20 protein-coding genes (1 of these 20 running past the window's edge) are annotated in these 20840 nt (G+C 60.0%); 8 read left to right on the plus strand and 12 right to left on the minus strand.

Annotated elements, in window-relative coordinates; translation table 11 throughout:
- Positions 1 to 867, minus strand: partial view of a catalase gene (locus tag CYG48_RS19145; protein WP_282571529.1) — the 5' portion only. It extends 864 nt beyond the left edge of the window; only the first 867 of its 1731 coding nucleotides appear in the window; the start codon lies at positions 865 to 867; its stop codon lies beyond the left edge, outside the window.
- A gap of 217 nt (positions 868 to 1084) precedes the next feature.
- Here CYG48_RS19145 and CYG48_RS19150 point away from each other — a divergent pair, with 217 nt between their 5' ends.
- Complete coding sequence (locus tag CYG48_RS19150) at positions 1085 to 1981, plus strand: DMT family transporter (RefSeq protein WP_118852130.1); 897 nt, start codon at positions 1085 to 1087, stop codon at positions 1979 to 1981.
- 64 nt (positions 1982 to 2045) lie between these two features.
- On the opposite strand, the gene bdcA is transcribed toward CYG48_RS19150, so the two are convergent.
- Positions 2046 to 2759: an SDR family oxidoreductase gene (bdcA, locus tag CYG48_RS19155; RefSeq protein WP_118852131.1), complete on the minus strand. Its 714-nt coding sequence runs from the start codon at positions 2757 to 2759 to the stop codon at positions 2046 to 2048.
- Between the two features lie 75 nt (positions 2760 to 2834).
- Here bdcA and CYG48_RS19160 point away from each other — a divergent pair, with 75 nt between their 5' ends.
- From CYG48_RS19160 to CYG48_RS19170, 3 genes are all read left to right on the plus strand, one after another.
- Positions 2835 to 3428 carry a TetR/AcrR family transcriptional regulator gene (locus CYG48_RS19160; RefSeq protein WP_118852132.1) on the plus strand — a complete coding sequence of 198 codons (594 nt, stop codon included), beginning with the start codon at positions 2835 to 2837 and terminating at the stop codon, positions 3426 to 3428.
- A gap of 229 nt (positions 3429 to 3657) precedes the next feature.
- Positions 3658 to 4557, plus strand: a complete 900-nt coding sequence (locus CYG48_RS19165) for a BKACE family enzyme (protein WP_118852133.1) — start codon at positions 3658 to 3660, stop codon at positions 4555 to 4557.
- Between the two features lie 45 nt (positions 4558 to 4602).
- Entirely contained in the window at positions 4603 to 5514 is a 912-nt protein-coding gene (locus CYG48_RS19170; RefSeq protein WP_118852134.1) for a hypothetical protein, read from the plus strand.
- A gap of 77 nt (positions 5515 to 5591) precedes the next feature.
- Here CYG48_RS19170 and CYG48_RS19175 read toward each other — a convergent pair whose 3' ends face one another.
- The 9 genes from CYG48_RS19175 to CYG48_RS19215 all read right to left on the minus strand — a co-directional run bounded on the left by CYG48_RS19175 (position 5592) and on the right by CYG48_RS19215 (position 14568).
- Positions 5592 to 6569 (minus strand): Bug family tripartite tricarboxylate transporter substrate binding protein, encoded by a 978-nt coding sequence (locus tag CYG48_RS19175; RefSeq protein WP_118852135.1) that lies wholly within the window; start codon positions 6567 to 6569, stop codon positions 5592 to 5594.
- A 113-nt stretch (positions 6570 to 6682) separates the two neighbouring features.
- Positions 6683 to 7306, minus strand: a complete 624-nt coding sequence (locus CYG48_RS19180) for a nuclear transport factor 2 family protein (protein ID WP_118852136.1) — start codon at positions 7304 to 7306, stop codon at positions 6683 to 6685.
- Positions 7307 to 7362: 56 nt separating this feature from the next.
- The gene (locus CYG48_RS19185) at positions 7363 to 8868 is read right to left on the minus strand and encodes a tripartite tricarboxylate transporter permease (RefSeq protein ID WP_118852137.1); all 1506 of its coding nucleotides are present in this window, start codon (positions 8866 to 8868) and stop codon (positions 7363 to 7365) included.
- An 18-nt stretch (positions 8869 to 8886) separates the two neighbouring features.
- Positions 8887 to 9336 (minus strand): tripartite tricarboxylate transporter TctB family protein, encoded by a 450-nt coding sequence (locus CYG48_RS19190; protein ID WP_118852138.1) that lies wholly within the window; start codon positions 9334 to 9336, stop codon positions 8887 to 8889.
- A gap of 99 nt (positions 9337 to 9435) precedes the next feature.
- A complete protein-coding gene (locus CYG48_RS19195) occupies positions 9436 to 10860 on the minus strand; it encodes an aldehyde dehydrogenase family protein (RefSeq protein ID WP_118852139.1) in 1425 nt (474 codons plus the stop codon).
- Between the two features lie 126 nt (positions 10861 to 10986).
- Positions 10987 to 11748 carry an SDR family NAD(P)-dependent oxidoreductase gene (locus tag CYG48_RS19200; protein ID WP_245450609.1) on the minus strand — a complete coding sequence of 254 codons (762 nt, stop codon included), beginning with the start codon at positions 11746 to 11748 and terminating at the stop codon, positions 10987 to 10989.
- A 38-nt stretch (positions 11749 to 11786) separates the two neighbouring features.
- Positions 11787 to 12560, minus strand: coding sequence for an HpcH/HpaI aldolase family protein (locus CYG48_RS19205; protein ID WP_118852140.1), 774 nt, complete (start codon positions 12558 to 12560; stop codon positions 11787 to 11789).
- A 7-nt stretch (positions 12561 to 12567) separates the two neighbouring features.
- Entirely contained in the window at positions 12568 to 13599 is a 1032-nt protein-coding gene (locus tag CYG48_RS19210; protein ID WP_118852141.1) for an NAD(P)H-quinone oxidoreductase, read from the minus strand.
- A gap of 21 nt (positions 13600 to 13620) precedes the next feature.
- The gene (locus CYG48_RS19215) at positions 13621 to 14568 is read right to left on the minus strand and encodes a DUF6282 family protein (protein ID WP_118852142.1); all 948 of its coding nucleotides are present in this window, start codon (positions 14566 to 14568) and stop codon (positions 13621 to 13623) included.
- Between the two features lie 116 nt (positions 14569 to 14684).
- On the opposite strand from CYG48_RS19215, the gene CYG48_RS19220 reads away from it, so the two are divergent.
- Positions 14685 to 15497 (plus strand): helix-turn-helix domain-containing protein, encoded by an 813-nt coding sequence (locus tag CYG48_RS19220; protein ID WP_118852143.1) that lies wholly within the window; start codon positions 14685 to 14687, stop codon positions 15495 to 15497.
- A 41-nt stretch (positions 15498 to 15538) separates the two neighbouring features.
- Here CYG48_RS19220 and CYG48_RS19225 read toward each other — a convergent pair whose 3' ends face one another.
- Positions 15539 to 16243 (minus strand): hypothetical protein, encoded by a 705-nt coding sequence (locus tag CYG48_RS19225; protein WP_118852144.1) that lies wholly within the window; start codon positions 16241 to 16243, stop codon positions 15539 to 15541.
- Positions 16244 to 16445: 202 nt separating this feature from the next.
- Between CYG48_RS19225 and CYG48_RS19230 the strand changes: the two genes are divergently transcribed.
- The 3 genes from CYG48_RS19230 to argE all read left to right on the plus strand — a co-directional run bounded on the left by CYG48_RS19230 (position 16446) and on the right by argE (position 20835).
- Entirely contained in the window at positions 16446 to 17837 is a 1392-nt protein-coding gene (locus CYG48_RS19230; protein ID WP_118852145.1) for an FAD-binding oxidoreductase, read from the plus strand.
- A 236-nt stretch (positions 17838 to 18073) separates the two neighbouring features.
- Complete coding sequence (locus CYG48_RS19235; protein ID WP_118852146.1) at positions 18074 to 19681, plus strand: ABC transporter substrate-binding protein; 1608 nt, start codon at positions 18074 to 18076, stop codon at positions 19679 to 19681.
- Positions 19681 to 20835, plus strand: a complete 1155-nt coding sequence (gene argE, locus CYG48_RS19240) for an acetylornithine deacetylase (protein WP_118852147.1) — start codon at positions 19681 to 19683, stop codon at positions 20833 to 20835. Before CYG48_RS19235 ends, argE begins: the two co-directional genes overlap by 1 nt.
- Positions 20836 to 20840 lie beyond the last annotated feature (5 nt).

Genomic DNA, 20840 nt, shown 5'->3' on the forward strand with positions numbered 1-20840 from the left:
ATGGTCGTGGTCTTCCATGATCTGCACATACATATCCCACTGCGGATACTCGCCGCGCTCGATCGAGGTAAAAAGGTCCTTCGATGCCGACCCGAAATCCTGCCCCTGAACCTTGGCCGCCTCCTCCGCAGTGAGGCTGGCGATGCCGCAGCGCGGGTGGAAATGGTACTTCACGAGCACCGTGTCGCCCTGTGCATTCACCATCTTGTAGGTGTTGACTCCAAAACCTTCCATGTGACGGTAACTCGCCGGAATGCCGCGCGGCGAGAACAGGTGGGTCAGCATATGCATGGATTCCGGGGTCTGCGACATGAAGTCGAAGATGCGGTTCGGCTCCTGCCGGAAGGTCACCGGGTCAGGCTTCAGGGAATGAATGACATCCGGGAACTTGATGGCATCACGGATAAAGAAGATCGCCAGGTTGTTGCCGACCAAGTCCCAATTTCCGTCTTGGGTATAAAACTTGACGGCAAAACCGCGGGGATCGCGAGCGACTTCAGAGGAGTCGCGACCGCCGATCACGGTCGAGAACCGAATTGCGAGCGGCGTCCTTTTGCCCGCCTGCTGGAACAGCTTGGCGCGAGTATACCTAGAGGCCGGCTCGTCGCCGATCTTGCCGGTCGCCTCGAACTCACCGTAACAGACGAAACCGCGCGCATGCACGACGCGCTCGGGAATGCGTTCGCGGTCGAAGTGGGTGATCTTTTCGAGGAACTGGTAGTTCTCCAACGTAGCCGGGCCGCGGGAACCCACGGTGCGCTGCGACTGGTTGTTGGTGATCGGGTGGCCCTGTCGGTTGGTCAGGATGCGGTCGCTGGTGCTTTCATGCATACCATTGCCGCCATGTGACATGTTCTTGTCGTCCATCGTCTTCCGTCCTCTGTGTGTTCCGGATATGAGGCGCGGTGCGTGCGCGCAAACTACCCCGGCAGTGAACTTTTCGCGGCCTAATAGGTTCCCTCTTCTGTCGTCTGGCGATCATGTGGGGTCCGACGAAGAAGAGCACATTGCCCTGGCCACTGGTCATGGCCATGTACGCATCCCGCCCATGTATGACCGCTTCGACCGTCACTCCAGAGATCGTATGACCGATACCATTGCCGTTTCCACCGCTGCCCGTCGCCATCCTCTTCTCTGGCCGCTGCTCGCTACGCTCATGATCATCGGATGGAGCTCCGGCTTCGTCGGGATCCGGTACGCCAACCAGCAAACGAGCGTTATGCTGCTGCTTTTCTGGCGAACCTTGATCTCGGGCCTGATCCTGCTCCCGTTCGCATTGACGATCGGGCCAAGGATTTCACTGCGGGCAATCCGCGACCAGGCACTGTTCGGCGTCATGGCCGTCTTCATCTATCTCGGCGGGTTCGCACTTGCGATCGAGCAACGGGTGCCGACAGGGCTTGTGGCGCTGATCGCAGACCTTCTGCCACTCGCAATCGTGGCGCTTTCGCAACCGGTGCTGGGCGAGACGCTTTCTGCGAAACAGTGGCTGGGCACATTGATCGCCGTGATCGGCGTCCTGATCGTGTCGTTCGACAGCCTCGCGGTCGGTACCGCTCCGCTTTGGGCTTACGGGTTGACCGTCGTGTCGATGCTGGTTTTCGCCGTGGCTTCGGTTCTGCACAGGAAGCGTCGGGCGACGAGCATGCCGGTGCACCAAGGCTTGTGCATCCATTCGCTGACCGGGTCCGTTCTGTTTGGAATATGTGCGTGGACGCAAGGAACGCTCGCGCCACCGATGACGCGCGAGTTCCTGATCGGCATGATGTGGCTGGTACTGATCGCGACCTTCCTTGCCTATGCCGTTTATTACACGAGCCTGCGGCTGTTCCCGGTGGCGAAGGTCAGTGCCGCGATTTACCTGAGTCCGCCGGTGACAATGCTGTGGGCCTGGATGCTGTTTTCCGAGCCGCTGACGGTGGCGATGTTCGTAGGGCTTGGTGTGACACTGGTCGGCGTCTGGATGACGTCACGCAACTGATCCCGAAGGGCTTGTGTGCGCATTAAAGTGCGAGAGGAGCACAGGACTCCCCTCACCGTTTGGGCTAGGCGCCGAACGCACCATCGATCGTATGCATCGCGCCGGTGACGAAGCCTGCTTCGGGTCCGGCAAGCCAGGCCACCATTCCGGCCACTTCTTCCGGGCGACCGTGGCGCTTGATTGCCATGAAGCTGTGCATCAGATCCTTCATCGGGCCATTTTCGGGATTGGCATCCGTATCGATCGGGCCGGGCTGCACGACATTGATGGTGATTCCGCGCGGCCCGAAGTCGCGCCCGAGCCCTCGCGCCAAGCCTTGCAGCGCCGACTTGCTGACGGCATAGGACGCCATGCCTGGAACCGGCATCCGGTCACCGTTGACGGAGCCGATGACGATGATACGGCCACCTTCCGGCATCTGCTTCGCAGCTTCAACGGAGGCATGATAGGGCGTTTGGATGTTGATCTGGAAAAGCCGGTCGATCGTATCCGGATCCTGCTCAAGTGCGTCACCGAAGATGGCGATCCCCGAATTGACGACGAGGATGTCGAGCGGTCCAACCTCACGTACAAGATTGAGCACCGCGTTGCGATCCGCACTATCAGCGCGGACCGCGGTGCTGCCCGTGTCACGTGCCAGCTGTTCTGCAGCTTCCTGCGATGCGCCGTAGGTGAAGGTTACCTTTGCGCCCTCGGCCGTAAACCTTTTGACAATGGCCGCTCCAATGCCGCGGCTGCCACCGAGCACCAATACCGATTTTCCTTGATAAGATGTCATTGTGCTTTTCCTTGAAAATTAACTTAGCGAACGATACATAAATATCGCCCCATCCATTCGTCAAGGCTTTATGTAATGTCGACTACAAAAAATGTGCGTACGCGTGGCCGCCCCCGCCGTTTCGATCCTGATGAAGCGGTGGCAACGGCAAAGCATCTGTTTCATGCGCGCGGATTTGATGCTCTGGGTGTTGCTGAAATCACGTCGGCTCTCGGGATCAACCCACCGAGCTTCTATGCCGCATTCGGCAGCAAGATGGGCCTCTATAACCGGGTTCTGGACCGGTATGCTCAGACGGATGCCATTCCGCTTGCCGAGATCATGCGGCCGGACCGCCCCGTGGCCGACGCGCTTACAGCCGTTCTCGAAGACGCTGCCCGCCGTTATGCGGCTGACCCGGTAGCGACCGGATGCTTGGTCATCGAAGGCACGCGTTGCGATGACGAGGAGGCACGGGCAGCAGCCTGCGCTTTCCACGATGCTGCCGGTGAAATGATCCGCGCCTATGTCGCCGAACGATACCCTGACGATGCCCAACGCATTGCAGACTTTGTATGCTCAACGACGGCTGGTCTGTCAGCCATGGCGCGCAACGGGCTTGACCTAGAGAGGCTCCTGGTTGTGGCACGACTTGCTGGAAAAACGCTGGCGCAAGAGCTCCCGTCGTAGACGTAGCAGACAGCAATCACAACACGGGCGGGTTCGTGCGGTGATTGAAGCCTGCAGGACCACCGCCGATGTCGTGGAGCAGGATGTCTCCCTGTTGCCGCAAGAGGGCTGCAAGCTCCTGTCAGGAGCCGCTGCGGCATTTCTGTCAGTGAAACGCTAGCCAATATCCTTTGCGCCGAGCTGTCGCAGATGCGAGCCAGAGACGGACAATGACAGCCGTCTTGGAAGCATGGAGACAGATTTGGCTAACCCGACGATCATCAGCTGCGCCGTGACCGGCAATATCACCAGCGTCGATTCAACGCCTTATCTGCCGATCACCCCGGAGCAGATTGCCAGTTCCTGCCTTGAGGCTGTGCGCGCCGGTGCAGCCATTGTTCACATCCACGTTCGGCATCCGGATGGCCGGCCAAGCATGGAATTGAAGCACTATCGCGAGGTGATGGATCGTCTGAGGGCGGCCGATGAGGATGTCATCATCAATCTCACCACCGGCCCCGGAGGTCGTTTTGTGCCGGGCGAGCACGAGCCGAGCGTTGCTGGGCCTGGTACTACCTTGTTGCCACCTGAGCGACGCGTCGAGCATATTGCAGCACTTCGTCCGGAAATCTGCAGCCTCGACTTCAACACGATGTATTCCGGCACCTCAGTGGTCATCAACACGCCCCGCAATCTCGGGATCATGGCCGACATCATCCGCGAAGCAGGCGTCCTACCGGAACTTGAAGTCTTCGATACCGGCGATATCCAGCTTGCAAACCAGTTCATCCATGAGGGCCGTCTCGACGCTCCGGCTCTTTTCCAGATCGTGCTCGGTGTACGATATGGCGCGATCGCGACGCCTGAAACCCTCGCCTACATGAAGTCCCTGCTGCCGGCCGGATCACATTGGGCAGCCTTCGGCATCGGCCGGTGGGAGTTCCCAATGCTGGCGCAGGCCTGGCTTCTGGGCGGGCATGTGCGCGTGGGGCTGGAGGATAACATCTACCTGGAAAAAGGCGTGCTTGCCAAAAGCAATGCCGAGCTTGTCCAGAAGGCCGCGCGGATCATCCGGGAGCTCGGCGGCACAATCGCTACGCCTGGGCAAGCGCGCGAAATCCTGAAGCTGAAGAAGCAGTTGCCTCAGTGAGCGCGGCGCTGCCGGCTGCAATTCCAAACTGAAGGGGAGGATCCTATGTACGACCAGAGTGACCCGAGAGCCAGCCTGGCGCAGCCAGCTGCGCCAAAGCAGTCCCACGTCCACGAAAGCTATTTCGGCTCGCAGCTCAGCCTTTATTACGGGACTGAGCCACAGGTCTCAGACGAGAACGGCAAGACATGGATCAGCCGCGGCCAGAACTTCGTGATCGTCTATAGCGAGGCACAGCAGGGCGGCGTTTTCTCCCGCAGTGCCCAATCGGATGAATATGCTCTCATCATTCCCGACGTTGATACCCAGGTCGCGATCACCACGAAGGATGGCACCACGATCGTCCCCGGCTACTCCGTCGCGTTTATCCCGCCCGGTGACACCAGCATCCGCATGCTGACCGACGGCAACATCGTCAGGCTGTTCACACCGAAGTCCGAGGACTTGGCGAGTGCGGCCTCAAATGCGGACGCATTCGCGGAACCGCATCCCAATGTGCCACCGTTTGAGCCGTGGCCGGAGCCGCCAGGCGGATTGAGGCTCAAGTGGTACACGCTGGATGTGCCTGACGATCCATCACGGTTTGGCAGAATCTATCGCTGCACGACCTTCATGATCAACTACCTGACGCCGCGCGTCGGACCGCGCGCACGTGACAAGGTCTCGCCGCATCATCATGACGATTTCGAGCAGTGTTCGCTGGCTCTCAGCGGCGCCTTCACGCACCACCTGCGTTGGCCGTGGACGACGAACATGCACATCTGGCGGGAGGACGAACACCTTTATTGCGGGTCACCTTCGGTCTGCGTGATCCCGCCGCCGTCGATCCATACAACCACGGCTGAATCGGCCGGCGTGAACCAGCTTGTCGACATCTTCGCGCCGCCGCGCATGGATTTCTCATCAAAGCCGGGTTGGGTTCTCAACGAGGGTGACTACCCGATGCCGAAGATCTAGGGCTGCAGATCACGTGCACATGAAAAAGCCCCCGGTCACCTGGGGGCTTTTGCCATTCAAGTTGAAGGCTGCTCTACTCAGGTCGGCTGGACGAGGCCCGCTTCAACGAGGGGACGGATGGACTCGATTTCCTGCTGGATGCTCGCCCGCATCTCATCCGGCGTATTGGCAACCGGCGACAAACCGAGCGACTTCAACTTCTCCTTCGTCGCCGGCATGTCGGTCCACTCCTTAATGGCTCCGTGGATCGCCTCGACGATCTCCGCCGGCATGTCCTTCGGGCCGACCGCGCCGAACCATAGCGTCTGGTTGTAGTCCTTGAACCCCTGCTCCGCGACGGTCGGGACATCAGGCATTTCGCTTGCACGCGTGAGCGAGGTCACGGCGAGACCGCGGATCTTTGCGTCGCGCACATGCGGCAAATAATTCGACGGCGCGTCGAGCGCGTAGTGGATATGGCCGCCCAGCAGATCCGTGAGCAGCGGTGGCGAACCCTTGTAGGGAATGTGGTTGATTTCGACGCCCGCCATCTGGCCGATGATCGCGGCCGCGATGTGGCCCTTCGTGCCTGCGCCGGGGTTGCCGATATTTACCTTGCCCGGATTTTCCTTGGCATAGGCAATGAGTTCCGGAAGCGACTGGGCCGGCGCATTGGCGCTTGCCGTCATCAGGGCGGGACTCTCCGCGACGATGGTGATTGGCGTGAAATCCACCTGGGGATCGTAGGCGAGGTTCTTCTGGACAACCTTGTTTGCAGCAATCGGCGCGCTGCCACTCACCATGATGGTGTAGCCATCGGGCGCGGCGCGCGCCAGCCGACCGCCTGCCAGTGCTCCGGCCGCGCCAGCATGGTTCTCGACGACGAACTGCTGGCCGAACTTTGCGGACAGCACATCCGCCACCAGCCGCGTGATGATGTCGCTTGTGCCACCTGGTGGGTAGGCAGATATCACCACGCCGGATTTACTTGGCCATTTGTCGGCCGCCCAACTTGTGCCGCTGGCTACCAGCAAGGATGCCGTGCCGCCAAGCACCATGAACCCGCGTCTCTTCATGTCTTCCTCCCACTCATGATCGAGCCTGGATCTGACGTTACGGCACCGCACCCAGTTACAAAACAAGGCGCTGCTGACGTTTCGTCCGATGGAACGTCACGGCCGTATGCTTTTCACTCGGCACCTGCCAACCAGCGTTCCTCATCGGCGTGAAAGGCGGCAAGTTCATCCGGACGATCGTCACCCAGAAGATCAGGGTTCACCTTCACCCCGCGAACACTCTGGATATAGGTAAGGAACTTGTAGGACGGCCGCATTGCCGAAAGCCTCTCCCAATCGATCGGAAGCGTTTCGGACGGGTTCACCGGTTTCATGACGTCCCGCTCGAAGAAGACATGGAAGGACAGGAGCTTCCAAACGCCCTCCTCCCTTACCGCGCGGGAAAAGAAGCGGCAGAAGACATGGAAGTCCACCTCAACGTCCCCTAGCTTGGCGCGGTTGAAGATCATCGCGGGGCTTTCCACCGTCGCCCGGCCTCGCATGACCTGGGCAAAGGCCGGAAACACCCAGTGTTTGCTGTTACCGGTGTTGCCCATCCATTTGCGCGTCGCCTCCACATATGCATCCCCGCCATGGCCGTCATACCAACTGGTTCGCACATAGGCATCACGATGGAAACACTGCGCCATCACGTCGAAGCGGCGCTGATCACGTGCGAAACGCTCGCGGCGCACGAGGTCGAAAAGCTCTTCCCGGTCGAGATGTTCCCGCAGGCGAGCGTCGAGTTCCTGTGCCATGTTTCCTCCTGATCTATTGGCTGTTGATGGTGCGAATTGCAGGAAGCAGACGGTTCTCAATCCGCTTCCTGCAGCCCTTCCTCGCGCACCTTGCGGAAACGGGGCGATATGATCGACAGAAGCAGCAGTGCTGCCACGATCAACGTCCCGAGGCTGAGCGGGCTTGTGAAGAACACGCTGGCGTCACCATGCGAGATCAAAAGTGCCCGCCGCAGGTATTCCTCCGCCATCGGTCCGAGGATCATCGCCAGGATGAGCGGCGCAGGTTCGGCACCAACCTTGCGGAAAAAATACCCGAGCACACCGAACAGAGCCATCATGTAGACGTCGAAGACGCTGTTGTTGATGCTGTAGACGCCGATCGCCACGAAGACGCAGATCATCGGGAACAGGTAATGATACGGCACCGAGATAAGCTTCGCCCACATGCCGACGAGCGGCAGGTTCAGGAACAGCAGCATCAGGTTGCCAAGCCACATGGAGACCACGAGGCCCCAGAACAGCGACGGCTGCTGTGTCAGTATTTCGGGCCCCGGCTGGACTCCCTGGACAACGAGCGCGCCGATCATCAAGGCCATCGTGGCGGTACCCGGCAGTCCAAGCGTCAGCATGGGGATGAAGCAGGTCTGTGCCGCGGCGTTGTTGGCCGCCTCTGGCGCCGCGACGCCCTCGATTGCACCCTTGCCGAACTCTTCGGGATGTCTCGAAACCTTCTTTTCCAATGCGTAGGCTGAGAATGATGCAAGCAGGACACCCGCTCCCGGCAGAACCCCAAGCAACACCCCAATGCCTGTGCCGCGCAGCACCGGCGCGGTCATGCGTTTCCAGTCCTCGCGGGTGGGAAAAAGGCTGCTGACCTTTGCGACACCGGCCGCGCGGCTACGTTCGTCCTCAAGGTTTGCAAGGACATCGCCCAGACCGAAGATGCCCGTTGCAACCACGACAAAATCCAGGCCATCCAGCAGATGCGGTGTGCCGAAGGTGAAGCGCGCGGCACCGGAGTTAACGTCGGTGCCGATCATTCCGAGGAGGACGCCAAATAATGCCATGCCGAAGGCTGTGAGTAATGAGCCGCTCGCAAGCACCATGGAGGTGATGAGGCCAAGCACGATTAGCGAAAAATATTCGGCGGGACCGAATGTGAGCGCAAGGCTCGCGAGCAACGGGGCTGAGACGACGATGAAAAGCGTACCAACCGTGCCGGCAAAGAAGCTCCCCAGGGCCGCTGCCGCCAACGCCCGGCCAGCCTTCCCTTGCTTGGCCATCGCGTGGCCATCCAGCGTCGTCACGACCGACGAAGCCTCGCCCGGTAGGTTCATCAGGATGGCGGTTGTGGATCCGCCATATTGCGAGCCGTAGAAGATGCCGGCAAGCATGATCAGCGCGGTGTCCACCGGCAGCCCGAAGGTGAAGGGCAAGAGCATCGAGATCGTCGCGATCGGCCCCAGTCCAGGCAGGACGCCAACGGCGGTGCCAAGAAGCACCCCGAGGAAGCAATAGACGAAGTTGGTGAACGTCGTAGCGGTCGAGAAGCCCAGCAGAAGTCCGTCAAAAATATCCATTTCGAGAACCACCAAGCCTTATTTGAACAGGGTGCCAAGCACCGGGATCGGCAAGCCAATCAACTGAATGAAAAGCGCCGTACAGAGCGTGGCAAATACGAGGGCGCCGAGCGCCGACTTCCATTCCCGGCGGAACTTGACGCTGGTCGCGGCGCAGAGGACGAGAAGCAGCAGCACTGCTAGGAAGAACCCAAGGGGCTCGATCGCCAGGCCGAAGGCCACTGCAGCGGCCGGTACCATGACCACCGCCTTCCACTTGACGGCTGATAGGAGTTCACCGGGTGACGAAATCGAGCGGACGAGGACGCCAATGCCCGTCAGCACCAAAAGGCCGGATACGCCGACCGGGAAAAAACCCGGTCCCATCCGTCCGGCCGTCCCGAGCGGATACTGGATAGAGATCCAGAGCGCGACGATGCCGGTGATGGCAAAGAATAGCCCAAGTATGCTGTCTTGACCGATCTTCATCGGTTGTCCTCCCGAAACTGCAGATCCGTCTCGCCGCGACGGCGAAGGTGATCCGAGATAGTGTGCCCGGCTCCTCCGCCTGGGCCGCCGGCAGCCGCCTTACGCGGGATAGCCGAGAATGGCCTTCACCTCGAGATATTCTTCGAAGCCGAACAGACCGAATTCGCGCCCGTTGCCGGACTGCTTGTAGCCGCCGAAAGGCAGGCTCCGATCAAAACCCGCGCCATTGAGATAAACCCGTCCGGCACGTATGCGGTTGGCGACCTGGCGCGCCCGGTCAGGATCCCTCGACTGCACAAACCCTGCCAAACCGAAAGGCGTGTCATTGGCTATCGCGACCGCCTCCTCTTCCGTGTCGTAGTTCAGGATGGACAGGACGGGACCGAAGATCTCTTCGCGGGCAATCGTCATCTCAGGCGTCACATCGCCGAACACCGTCGGACGCACATAATAGCCGAGGTTGAGTTCTGCGGGACGACCCGGACCGCCGGCAACGAGCGTTGCGCCCTCTTTGATCCCAATTTGAATCAGGTTCTGGACCTTTTCGAACTGCTGCTGGCTGACCAACGGCCCCATCATCGATTTCGGATCCATCGGATCACCAAGGCGAATTGTCTCGACCGCCTTGCGGGCTGCCTCGAACGCCTGTTCGCGCTTCGAGCGATGAACCAGCATGCGCGTCGGTGATTGGCAATTCTGCCCGGCATTGGTGTAGCAGGCATGCACGCCAGCCTGGACCGACGCCTCAAGATCTGCATCCATGAGGATGATGTTGGCGGACTTTCCGCCAAGCTCCTGCGCCACCCTCTTGACTGTATCGGCTGCCAGCTTGGCAACCCTTACACCTGCGGCTGTCGAACCGGTAAAGGAAACCATGTCGATCTCCGGGTGGCTTGCAATCGCTTCGCCAACCGTCGGTCCGTCGCCATTGACGAGGTTGAAGACGCCAGGCGGAAGCCCCGCATCGTCGATAATCTCGGCAAGCAGCATCGAACTCAACGGCGCAATCTCGCTTGGCTTCAGGACCACGGTGCACCCTGCGGCAAGCGCTGGCGCAACTTTCGAGGCAACCTGGTTCAGGGGCCAGTTCCAGGGCGTGATGAAGCCACAAACGCCAATCGGCTCACGGCGCACGATGCCGACGCCCATGCGGTGCTCGAACTCGTAACTCGACAGCACGCGAACCACTTCTTCAAAGTGAAACAGAGCGACGGTCGCCTGTCGTTCGGTGGAGAAGGTAATGGGTGAACCCATTTCCAGCGTCATGAGCCTTGCCAGTTCCGGCAGATGCGCTCGGAACCCGCGGATGATCTTGTCGAGGTACCCCAGCCGCTCATCGACGCTGCTTTCGCTATAGGTTGCGAAGGCACGGCGCGCTGCCCTTGCTGCCCGGTCGACGTCCTCACGTGTTCCGAGGCTGATGCGCGCGAAGCTTTCCTCGGTCGCGGGATTGGTAACGCCGATCGTTAAAGGCACTGCCGGATCGACCCACTGCCCATCGATGTAAAATTGCAGCTTGTCCATGGTCCGTCCATCAAACATGGTCGCAAAGAATAGAGTGGCTCAAAGCATTGCCGGACAAGAAGCCGCTGGCAACGGCTTGTCGCGGTCGTTTCGCCAGACGACGATGGGCTTGGCGAGCAGCATTGCTCACAGATGCCTGCCTTCATCCACAGGGACGATGAGACCGGTTGAACTGGTCAAATTGACGATACATGCGATCACCGCCCGCGCCACGTCATCCGGCGTTGTCACCCGTTGCAGCGGCAGCTTCTCAGCTGTTCTTTCCAACTGTTCACGCGTGCGGTTTGGCACGAAGTTCGTATCGACGCCCGCCGGAGAAACCGAAAAAACCCGCACTTTCGGCGCCAGCACCTTTGCAAGCGCTATCGTTAGCGAGTCTAGTCCACCCTTGGCTGCGAGGTAGGCGAGGCTGCTGCCCATCCCTGTTCGCGCCGCGATAGAGGAGAGGTTCACGATCGCGGCGTTCTCTCCCTGGTCGAGCAGCGGACGGAAGGCGCGGATTACTGCGAACGGTCCGCGAAGGTTCAGCGTAACGGTGCGGTCGAAGATCTCGTCGCTGAGGCCATCGAGATCTCCCGTCGGAACTGGCGTTGTAGCCCCGCCGCAATTGATAAGTGCATCAATGCGGCCGAAACGCTCTTTCACGGTAATGGCTGCCTCGGCAATCGAGGGTGGATCATCGAGCGAGATGCGCAGGGCGACATGACCGCTGCCGGCCAAGCTGCGCAGCACATCGTTGGCGGAATCAAGCCGGCTGTTGTAGCCCACGATAACCGTTGCCCCGATCTGGGCAAGACGCGCCGCAGTCGCTCGGCCGATCCCACTGCTTCCTCCGGTGACAACGGCAACCTTCGGGACAGGGAGCACGGGGATATCTATCGCAACCAATGTTCTCTCCGATCGTCTCTCGAGCCCCAAGGGTTCCGTCAGTCCGAGAAATCGTTGATGGTTTTCGCCGCAGCCGATCGGATGAAGCCGTGATCGCTCGACAACAGCATCGCGCTCGCACCGATCTCCTTGACGAACTCTAAATCGTCCTTGCTTGTCGGCAGCATCAGGAGCGGAACACCAGCGTCGCGGGCTGCGGCCGCCACCGTCCTGCTGATCTCGGCGACCTTGCTCGCGGCGTCCGGATCATTTCCGAATGACGCGGTCAGGTCGCCGCGACCGATGAACAGCGCGTCGACGCCATCGACACGCGCAATGTCAGCGGCATGCTCAACCGCGTCCTGGTCCTCGATCATCACGATACAAGCAACCTGGCTGTCCTGCGCTGCCATGTGTTGCGTACCGCCAACACTGCCCCATGAACTGGCGCGGGTAAGGCCCGCGAACCCACGCTGACCGCCTGCATAGCGGCAGCTTTGCGCAACCGCCTTTGCCTTCTGGACCGAATTGACGTGCGGCACCATGATGCCCATCGCCCCGCAATCAAGTGCAGACAGAATCGCCGATGGGCTGAACTCGGGAATGCGGACAAGAGGCGCGATGTTCGAGGCACGCGCCGCAAGTATCATCAGATCGGTGATCCCCCGGTCGAGCGGCGCATGCTCCTGGTCGATCACCACGAAATCGTAACCAAGCGGGCCGAGCATCTCGACCACCTGAGTGGTCGGCAGCTTGAGGAAGGTGCCGAGCATCCGCTCCCGCGCAAGAAGACGGTCCCTAAACGTGGTGAAGCTTGGGCGTTCGTTCGTCATCAGTGTCTCACGTCAACTGGAGGGCCGGCAGAGGTTCGGGCACGGTGGCTGCCATGGTCGGATCAACGACCAGCACAACCTTGCCGATCTGCCGGTTGTCATCGAGAATGGCGTGCGCGTCCCTCACCTGATGGAACTCGACCGCCTGGTGGATATACGTCTTGATGCGGCCATCTTCGATCAGCGGCCAGACCTGAGCGATAAGTTCACGCGCGAGCCGACCCTTGTATTCCGCAGGCCGAGGTCGAAGCGTCGAACCCGTGATCGTAAGCCGACGACGGACCAGTGATCTGATATTGACCTCGGCCGTCTCACCATCATGGCTGGCGATGAAGACCAGGCGGCCATCCGGCTTCAGTAGGTCGAGCTGACGCTGCGTTCTCGGACCGGCCTGCCCGTCCAGGACAACGTCGACTCCCAAGCCGCGGGTCTGATCGCGTATATCGTCATCCCAGGCGCCTCGGTAATCGAAAGCCGTCGTTGCTCCAACCGAGAGGCAGATCTCGCGCTTCTGCGGCGTGCCTGCGGTTGCGAACACGATCGCGCGCCGCAGATGCCGGGCGATCTGGATGCCGGCCATTCCGACGCCGCTGGCGCCCCCCTGGATCAGCAGCGTTTCGCCTTCCGTCACCCGGGCAAGCCAAATCAGGTTGTTCCAGGCGGTGAAGAAGACTTCGGGAAGCGATGCCCCTTCAATGAAGCTGAGCCCGCGTGGGATCGGCATGCATTGCACCGCTGGCGCAAGGCAGAACTCGGCATAACCACCGCCGTTCACCAAGGCACAGATAGGAGTGCCGACCTGCAAGGTCTCCACGCCCTCTCCGACTTCCTCGACGATGCCTGCGACGTCGAGACCGGGTATGTCGGAGGCACCCGGCGGCGGCGGATAAAGTCCGCGCCGCTGCTGGACATCCGGCCGATTTACGCCCGACGCAATCACCCGTACCAGTACCTCTCCGGGGCCAGGACGAGGCCGTTGCCTATCAACGACCTTAAGAACCTCCGGACCGCCCGGCTTTTCGATCTCAATGACTATCACCAGCTCACATCCGCCCCTGTATCACTCGGCCAAGCCTACCAGACGGGCAGGATTGTCAGCCACCATTGTGCGCACTTCTGCTTCGGTAAAGCCGAGCGCAAGGCAGAGCTTGATCGCCTGCCGCATGCCTTCAACCGGTGACGGATTATCCACCTGCCCAAGGTCAGACCCGATCGACGAATGTTCGACGCCGGCCGCCAGGATATGCTCCTTCAGTTCCTGGGGCGTGTACACGTTGAAGCGGCTGTCGACATACATGCCAGCTGATTGCTCAACGAGTGCCCCCATGTTCGCCAAGTCGCGGATATCGTCATAGGTAAAATGCAGGCCGTACATCGGATGATTGATCAGCAGGCGCTTCACGCCACGCTTTTTAGCTTCCTCAAACAGCCGCCAGATCTCCCAGACGTGTAGGTGGCCCGACGAAAGGATGGCATCGAATTCCGCGATCGAGTCGAGGATCTGCTTCACCTCGTCCAGGATGTTACCATAGGCATCGATCGGGCTGAGCAGGGGAGAACTCTTCAGCGCAACGTTCGACGCGAGCCGCACCTTCCGATGAGCGCTCCTAACGTGGTTGGCAGCCTGGGCCGTCGGCATCCAGATGAGCTTTGCGCCCATCTTCAACTGCGCATCGACCACGAACGGGTTGAAACCGCCTGTCGAATTGTTGAGCACAAGGCCGCTATACATAGATATGCCGCGATCACCCAGCACCCGCTCCATCAGCGGGATGAACGGTGCCACCGAATAATGATGGTCCTTGAACAAGAGGCCGCGCATGCCCGCTGCGGCTGCTTCTTCCGCCGCCTGCAGGTGATCGATTTGTCGTGGCATGGTCGAGGGGCCTGAATGCACATGGAGATCAAGCGCGCCGCGCAAGATGCTGGCGGCCAATGCTTCATCAACGCCAGCGATCAGCCTGCGCACCTCCTCCCGATTACGTTTGGTATCGTCTGCCGTCGCCATGAATCGTCCTCCCTGTATCTAAGGCAGCCGTAGACCTTGACTTGGTGCGCCGACAACTTATCGTCGGAAGCGTTTCGCGGGCCGAAATGTCCTGCGGGCGTCTGGGAGGAGGACCCATGACCATTCGAGCCATCGAGCGCGCTATGAACGTGCTCCAGGAATTGAACCAGCAACCGATCAACACGATTGCGCAACTTCACGCGCGCACAAAGCTGCCCAAGCCTACCCTCGTGCGAATCTTACGCACGCTCGAAGAAGCGGGTTACGTGGAAAACGACACCCGCCAGGGCGGATATCAGGTGAGCGCGCTCGTCACGTCCCTTAGTTCGGGATTCCATAAAGGGCCGCTGGTAGTCGAGGCCGGGAGGGCGTGGGCGATCGCCATCACCCGCAAGCACAAATGGCCGGTTGCGATCGGTCTGCCGGAATATCACGACATCGTCGTGCGCTTCAGCACTGTGCCGGACAGCCTGGTGTCGCCGTTCCACAGCACGGTGAACAAGCGTCTTTCCATGCTCAGCCGTGGAATGGGGCTCGCTTATCTCGCCTTCCTCGAGCCCGAGGACCGGGATGTAATGATCGACATTCTGCAGAAGTCAGATGATCCCGAGAACGCGCTCAGCCATCACCGCGAGGAGCTCCTGCGCGTACTAAATCACGTGCGTAAGAACGGTTACGCGACGCGCTCTCCAACCGTCGAACCAAGGAACTCGGACACCATTGCGGTTCCGATCATCGCCAAGAATGGGCGGGTACTGGCGAGCCTCGGTCTCACCTACTTCAAATCCGCTTTTGCCTCCGACCAAGAGGCGCGCGAACGTTACGTCCCGATCCTCAAGTCCGCAGCGGTCGCGATCTCCGAAGACCTGAACCGTTTATCGAGCAGCATGGCGATCGAGGAGACCTCGCCCGAACTGGAGATCTGCTAGAGACTATGGTGCGAGCCGCATCGCGTCTCGCACCCGAAGATTCAGGGAGCGATGATCCGCGTCTCCATCGGGAAATGCGAGTTTCCGCCCTCGAATGGCGGGAAAGTCTTGAAGTCTTCACGCATTGCCACCCGAGCCGGGGACTGCAATGCGGCCTGTAGCGCGGCAGGATTATCGAACATCACCCGGTTGCGCTGCATGTGGTTGACCCGCTCCCACGGCAGAAAGCCACACCAGTCGATCCGCGAAAGAACTTCGATCTTGCGTATGCCAGGGAAGGTCCGCATCACCTGCGGGTGGTGAGTGACGTAATGGTGCATCCAGATGTTCAGGTCCTGCGCTGGCCCCTGGTAATGCACCACATAGGAGCACGGGTTACCATTCCTTTCGACGTCAAGCGCCGCGTCGTCTACCGGAAAGTGCCGGACATACATGGCCTGCTGGGTTGCCTTCGCGCCGCGGATGCTTGAGAGCACGCCGGAAGCAGCGAGCTGCTGCAGGTGGCCAGCCGGCGCCATCGCATCTTCCAATTCCGAAAGCTCATCAAAGTGCAGTTGCATGCCGAACACCGGCGACCGCTCATCCTTGTTATACATGTCCTTGGTGACTTCCGGCGTGTACAGATTTGCAGACGTCAGGCCAGGCGTTAGCCGCACGATTTCGGCAACGGTCTCCACGTCTTCCTTGCTGACAGCAAGCTCCGTGTCCCCGGTATTATTGAAGAAGGCAAGATAGGCAAAGCGCATACTAGACCCCTCGTTGTGTCGGATACGCAAGCGCTTGCGGCATCCGATGGGCATGTTTTGCGTCAGTATCCGGCCGCCCAGCGAAAAAGACAAGTTTAGTCTTAAAACTTTCCTTGAGGGTCTCAAGAGGAGTTGCACCCGGGGTCGAGGCGTATAGAAATGGATGGAGAGCCATTCGATATGCCGTGCCGATGGAGCAGACATGCAGGATCATTTTGCTGAAGCACTGACGGCCGAATTCGGCCAGGATGTCTTATTCGGTCACGATATCCCGCGCCGCTTTTACAACGACTGGGCAGGCCTTCCGCCTGTGGCTCCACGGGCGCTTGTGAGGCCGCGGACGACGAAGCAGGTCTCCGCGGTGATGCGTATTTGCAGCGAGTTCAGAGTTCCCGTCACGCCTCAAGGTGGGCTGACCGGACTAAATGGCGGTGCAAGGCCGATCGAAGGCGGCGTCGCGCTTTCGCTCGACCGCATGAACGAGATCGAGGAGATCGACACCGTCATGGCGACGATGACGCTGCAGGCCGGTGTTGTGCTCGGTGTCGCGCAGCGGGCTGCCGAAGACGCAGGACTGTTCCTGGGGCTCGACCTCGGAGCCCGGGACTCCTGCATGATCGGCGGCAATCTCTCGACCAATGCCGGCGGCAACCGCGTGATCCGCTTCGGCATGGCACGCGAGCATGTGCTGGGGATCGAAGTCGTGCTCCCGAACGGCACGATCGTTACCTCCCTCAACAAGATGCTGAAGAACAATGCCGGCTACGACCTTAAGCAACTCTTCATTGGCTCCGAAGGCACGCTTGGCATCATCACCCGTGCAGTCTTGCGGCTGCAGGCAAAACCCGCAGAGCTTGCCAGCGCCTTTTGCGGCTGCCCGGACTTCGCCTCGCTGCTCTCGCTGCTGAAAAGCGCGCGCCAGCGTATGGGCTCTGCCCTGACCTCGTTCGAGGTGATGTGGCCGAGCTTCTACGATTTCATGACCTCGGGCCTGCCGCACCTGCGTCGCGCGCTCAACGATCGGCACGGAATCTATGTGCTGATCGAAACGGCTGGCCGGGATGCGGCGGAAAATCGCCTGCTGCTAGAGCAGGTGCTGTCGGAAGCGCTTGAATCCGGCGCTGTAACGGATGCTGTTCTGCCCTCGTCCGAACGGGAGACGCGCGACCTATGGGCGGTGCGCGACAGCGTTTCCGAATATGGTAAGCTCATGGGTCCGCTCACTGCATTCGACGTAGGCTTGCCGACAAGCAAGGCAGGCAAGGCAGTTGAACAGATCGAAGCGGCAATCAGGGCACGGTGGCCAGATGGAATTGCTTTGTGTTACGGCCATATCGGCGATAGCAACCTGCATATCGTCTGCAACATCCCCTCCGCAGGCGACGAGCAGCCGCACGAGGCGATCACCAAGCTCGTCTTCGGCTTTGTCGCCGAGCACGGCGGCACAATCTCTGCAGAACACGGCATCGGACTTCTGAAGAAGCCCTATCTCAAACTCTCGCGTTCGCCTGAAGAACTTGAGCTGATGGCGCGTATCAAGCGCGCGTTGGATCCAGATAACATTCTGAACACCGGCAAGGTGCTTTCGATCTAGCGAACCGCCCCCACCCGGGGTGCCGACTCAATTCGGCCATCTCCGGTAGCTTGGCAAAACTTCTTGCTCGTTTGATCAAACACGCTTGCATGTTTTCCCAAAGCGCATATTGTCTCCTCAAGCCTCAAAGAAGGCACCGCATAAAGGGAACTTCGAACTGCACTTGAAGAAGGGCAGTTCACGCCGGTCCGGAACATGGATTCGGCTTTCGTGCACTTGCCGACAGCTGGGAGATCATGATGTCGCTGCTCTTTTCCAAACTAAAACGTCAATTGATGCTCGGCGTGTTCACGGCTGCGATCGCCGCGCCGTTCGCGGGAAGCGCCGCGCATGCCGCCGACTTCAAGTTCGCCGGCCCGCTGGACGCGTACACGCTTGATCCGCACGCGGTCTCCAACACGCTGATCTTCGCGGTCCTGGCCAATGTGTATGAGCCGCTCGTGCGACGCGATGCGGAGCAGAAGCTCGAGCCGGCGCTGGCAACCGACTGGAAGCAGATCGACGACACAACTTGGGAGTTCAACCTCCGCAAGGACGTGAAGTTCTCGAACGGCAATCCTTTCACGGCCGATGACGTCCTATTTTCGCTCACACGCGGCCAGGCTGGCGGCATCAAGGCAAACCTGAATTCAATTGCGTCTGTCGAAAAGGTCGATGACTTCAAGGTCCGCTTCACGACACGCGCTGTGAACCCCATCCTGCCGAACCAACTGACGAACTGGTTCATCATGGACAAGGAATGGGCCGAAGCGAATAATGCCGTGCAGCCTGGCGCTGCCAACAACGCAACCGAGACCTTTGCGAACCGCAACGCGATGGGCACCGGCCCTTATGTCATCAAAGAACGCGATCCTGGCGTCAAAACTGTCTTCGCGAGCAACCCAAACTGGTGGGACAAGAAGACGGGCAATATCGACAACGCCACCTTCTTTGTGATCGCCAACCCCTCGACTCGCGTCTCCGCGCTGATCTCCGGCGAAGTCGACATGATCGATGGCGTTCCTCCGCAAGATGCAGACCGTATCGAGAAGGATCCGAAGCTCCATGTAAAGGCAGGGCCAGACCTGCGTACCATCTACATTCAGCCGGATGTTGCGCGTGACAGCCTGATTTTCGGCAGCGAAAAGGCAAAGAATCCATTCAAGGAGCTGAAGGTTCGCCAGGCGATGGAAATCGCTGTGGACAGCGGTGCCATCCAGAAACGCATCATGCGCAACTTCTCTGTCCCCGTTGGCCTACCAATCGGCAAGGAGGTGAACGGCTTTGACGAAACGCTGGGCGCCCCGGTCAAGCCGGATCTCGACAAGGCGAAGGCCTTGATGAAGGAAGCAGGTTACGAAGACGGCTTCTCCGTCACGCTCGACTGCACCAACGACCGCTTCATGAACGACGAGGCGACATGTCTTGCGGTGGCGGCGTCTCTGGCGCGCATCAATATCAAGGTTGAGCCGCGGGCTCAGCCAACGGCGAAATGGGCAACCCAGGTCAACCCGCCGGAATACAATACCAGCCTTGCCATGCTCGGCTATTCGCCGAACACTTATGACGCCCACATCTTCCTGACCTCGATCGCAGCGACGCGCGATCCAAAAAGCGGGCTCGGCGCCTTCAACATCGGTGGCTATTCCAACCCGGAGGTCGACAAGCTTATCGATGCCATCGGCAAGGAAACCGACCAGGAGAAGCGCTCAGGCCTGATCAAGGACGCTTTCAGGCTGATCAAGGCCGATGCAGCCTTCATCCCTCTCCACCAGTTGAACATTCTATGGGGCGTGAAAGACAACGTCACGGTCGTCCAGCCGGCTGACCTTGCCTACCCTCTGCGCTATTTCACGGTGAAGTAATGACGATTGCAGCAGACGTTACCAAGCAGCTCGCAAGCCTCGTCTCCTTCCCAACCGTCAGCGCTGTGTCGAACCTGGAGCTCCTCGATTATGTCGAGGAGCAGACGGCCCGGTACGGCGGGCGCGCGCGACGCTTCCTGAGCCCGGAAGGCGACAAGGCCAACCTCCTGGTCTCGATTGGGCCAGAAGCACCCGGCGGCATCATCTTCAGCGGACATACCGATGTGGTACCGACTGAAGGCCAGGCGTGGACGGGTGATCCTTGGACACTTCGCGAGCAGAACGACAAGCTGATCGGCCGTGGCGCGACCGACATGAAAGGCTTCCTCGCCTGCTGCCTGGCGGCCCTGCCGGGTATCACAGCCAAGAAGCTGACCAAACCCATCCACCTCGCATTCTCCTATGATGAAGAAGTTGGCTGCACGGGCGTGGGGTCCATGGCGGAATGGGTTGGGCAGAGCGACCTGAAGCCGCGGCTGGCGGTTATCGGCGAAGCCACGAGCATGGACATGATCGCTGCCCACAAGGGCGGAATGATCGGCTGGTGCCGGATCAAGGGCAAGCCAGGTCATTCTTCGCAGCCGGATCGTTACGTGAATGCGGTGATGGCTGCCGGCGACATGATCGCCGAGATCAACCGCATCCGCGAAGACATGCGCAACGGTCCGACATTCGAAGGGCTCGATCCACCTTATTCCACTATCCAGGTCAACCTCATCAAGGGCGGCCTGCACGGGAACATCGTTTCGGAGAGCTGCGAGTTCTTCTGGGAGATGCGGCTTGTGCCCGGCGAAAGCGATCACGCCGTGCTGGAGCGGATGAAACGATTTGCTTTCGAAAAACTAGAGCCGGCAATGAAGGCGGTGAATCCAGAGTGCGGCGTCATATTCGACGTGCAGGCGCGCATCCCTGGCTTGAAGCCGAATGATGATCCGGCGCTTGCGCGGGAACTTCTGGCACTGCTCGGGCGCAAGGAGCCTCGCTACGTCCCCTACGGTACCGAGGCCGGAATCTTCCAGCTCGCTGGCGTTCCCTCGGTTGTAATCGGTCCCGGCGACATCGCCGATGCACATCAGCCGGATGAATCTGTGGCTATTTCCGAACTCGAGAAATGCGTCGCCTTCCTCCACCAGCTTGGTGATACCTGCTGCTGAGGTTC

The sequence above is a fragment of the Neorhizobium sp. SOG26 genome (assembly GCF_003491345.1).
GTDB lineage: Bacteria > Pseudomonadota > Alphaproteobacteria > Rhizobiales > Rhizobiaceae > Neorhizobium > Neorhizobium turbinariae.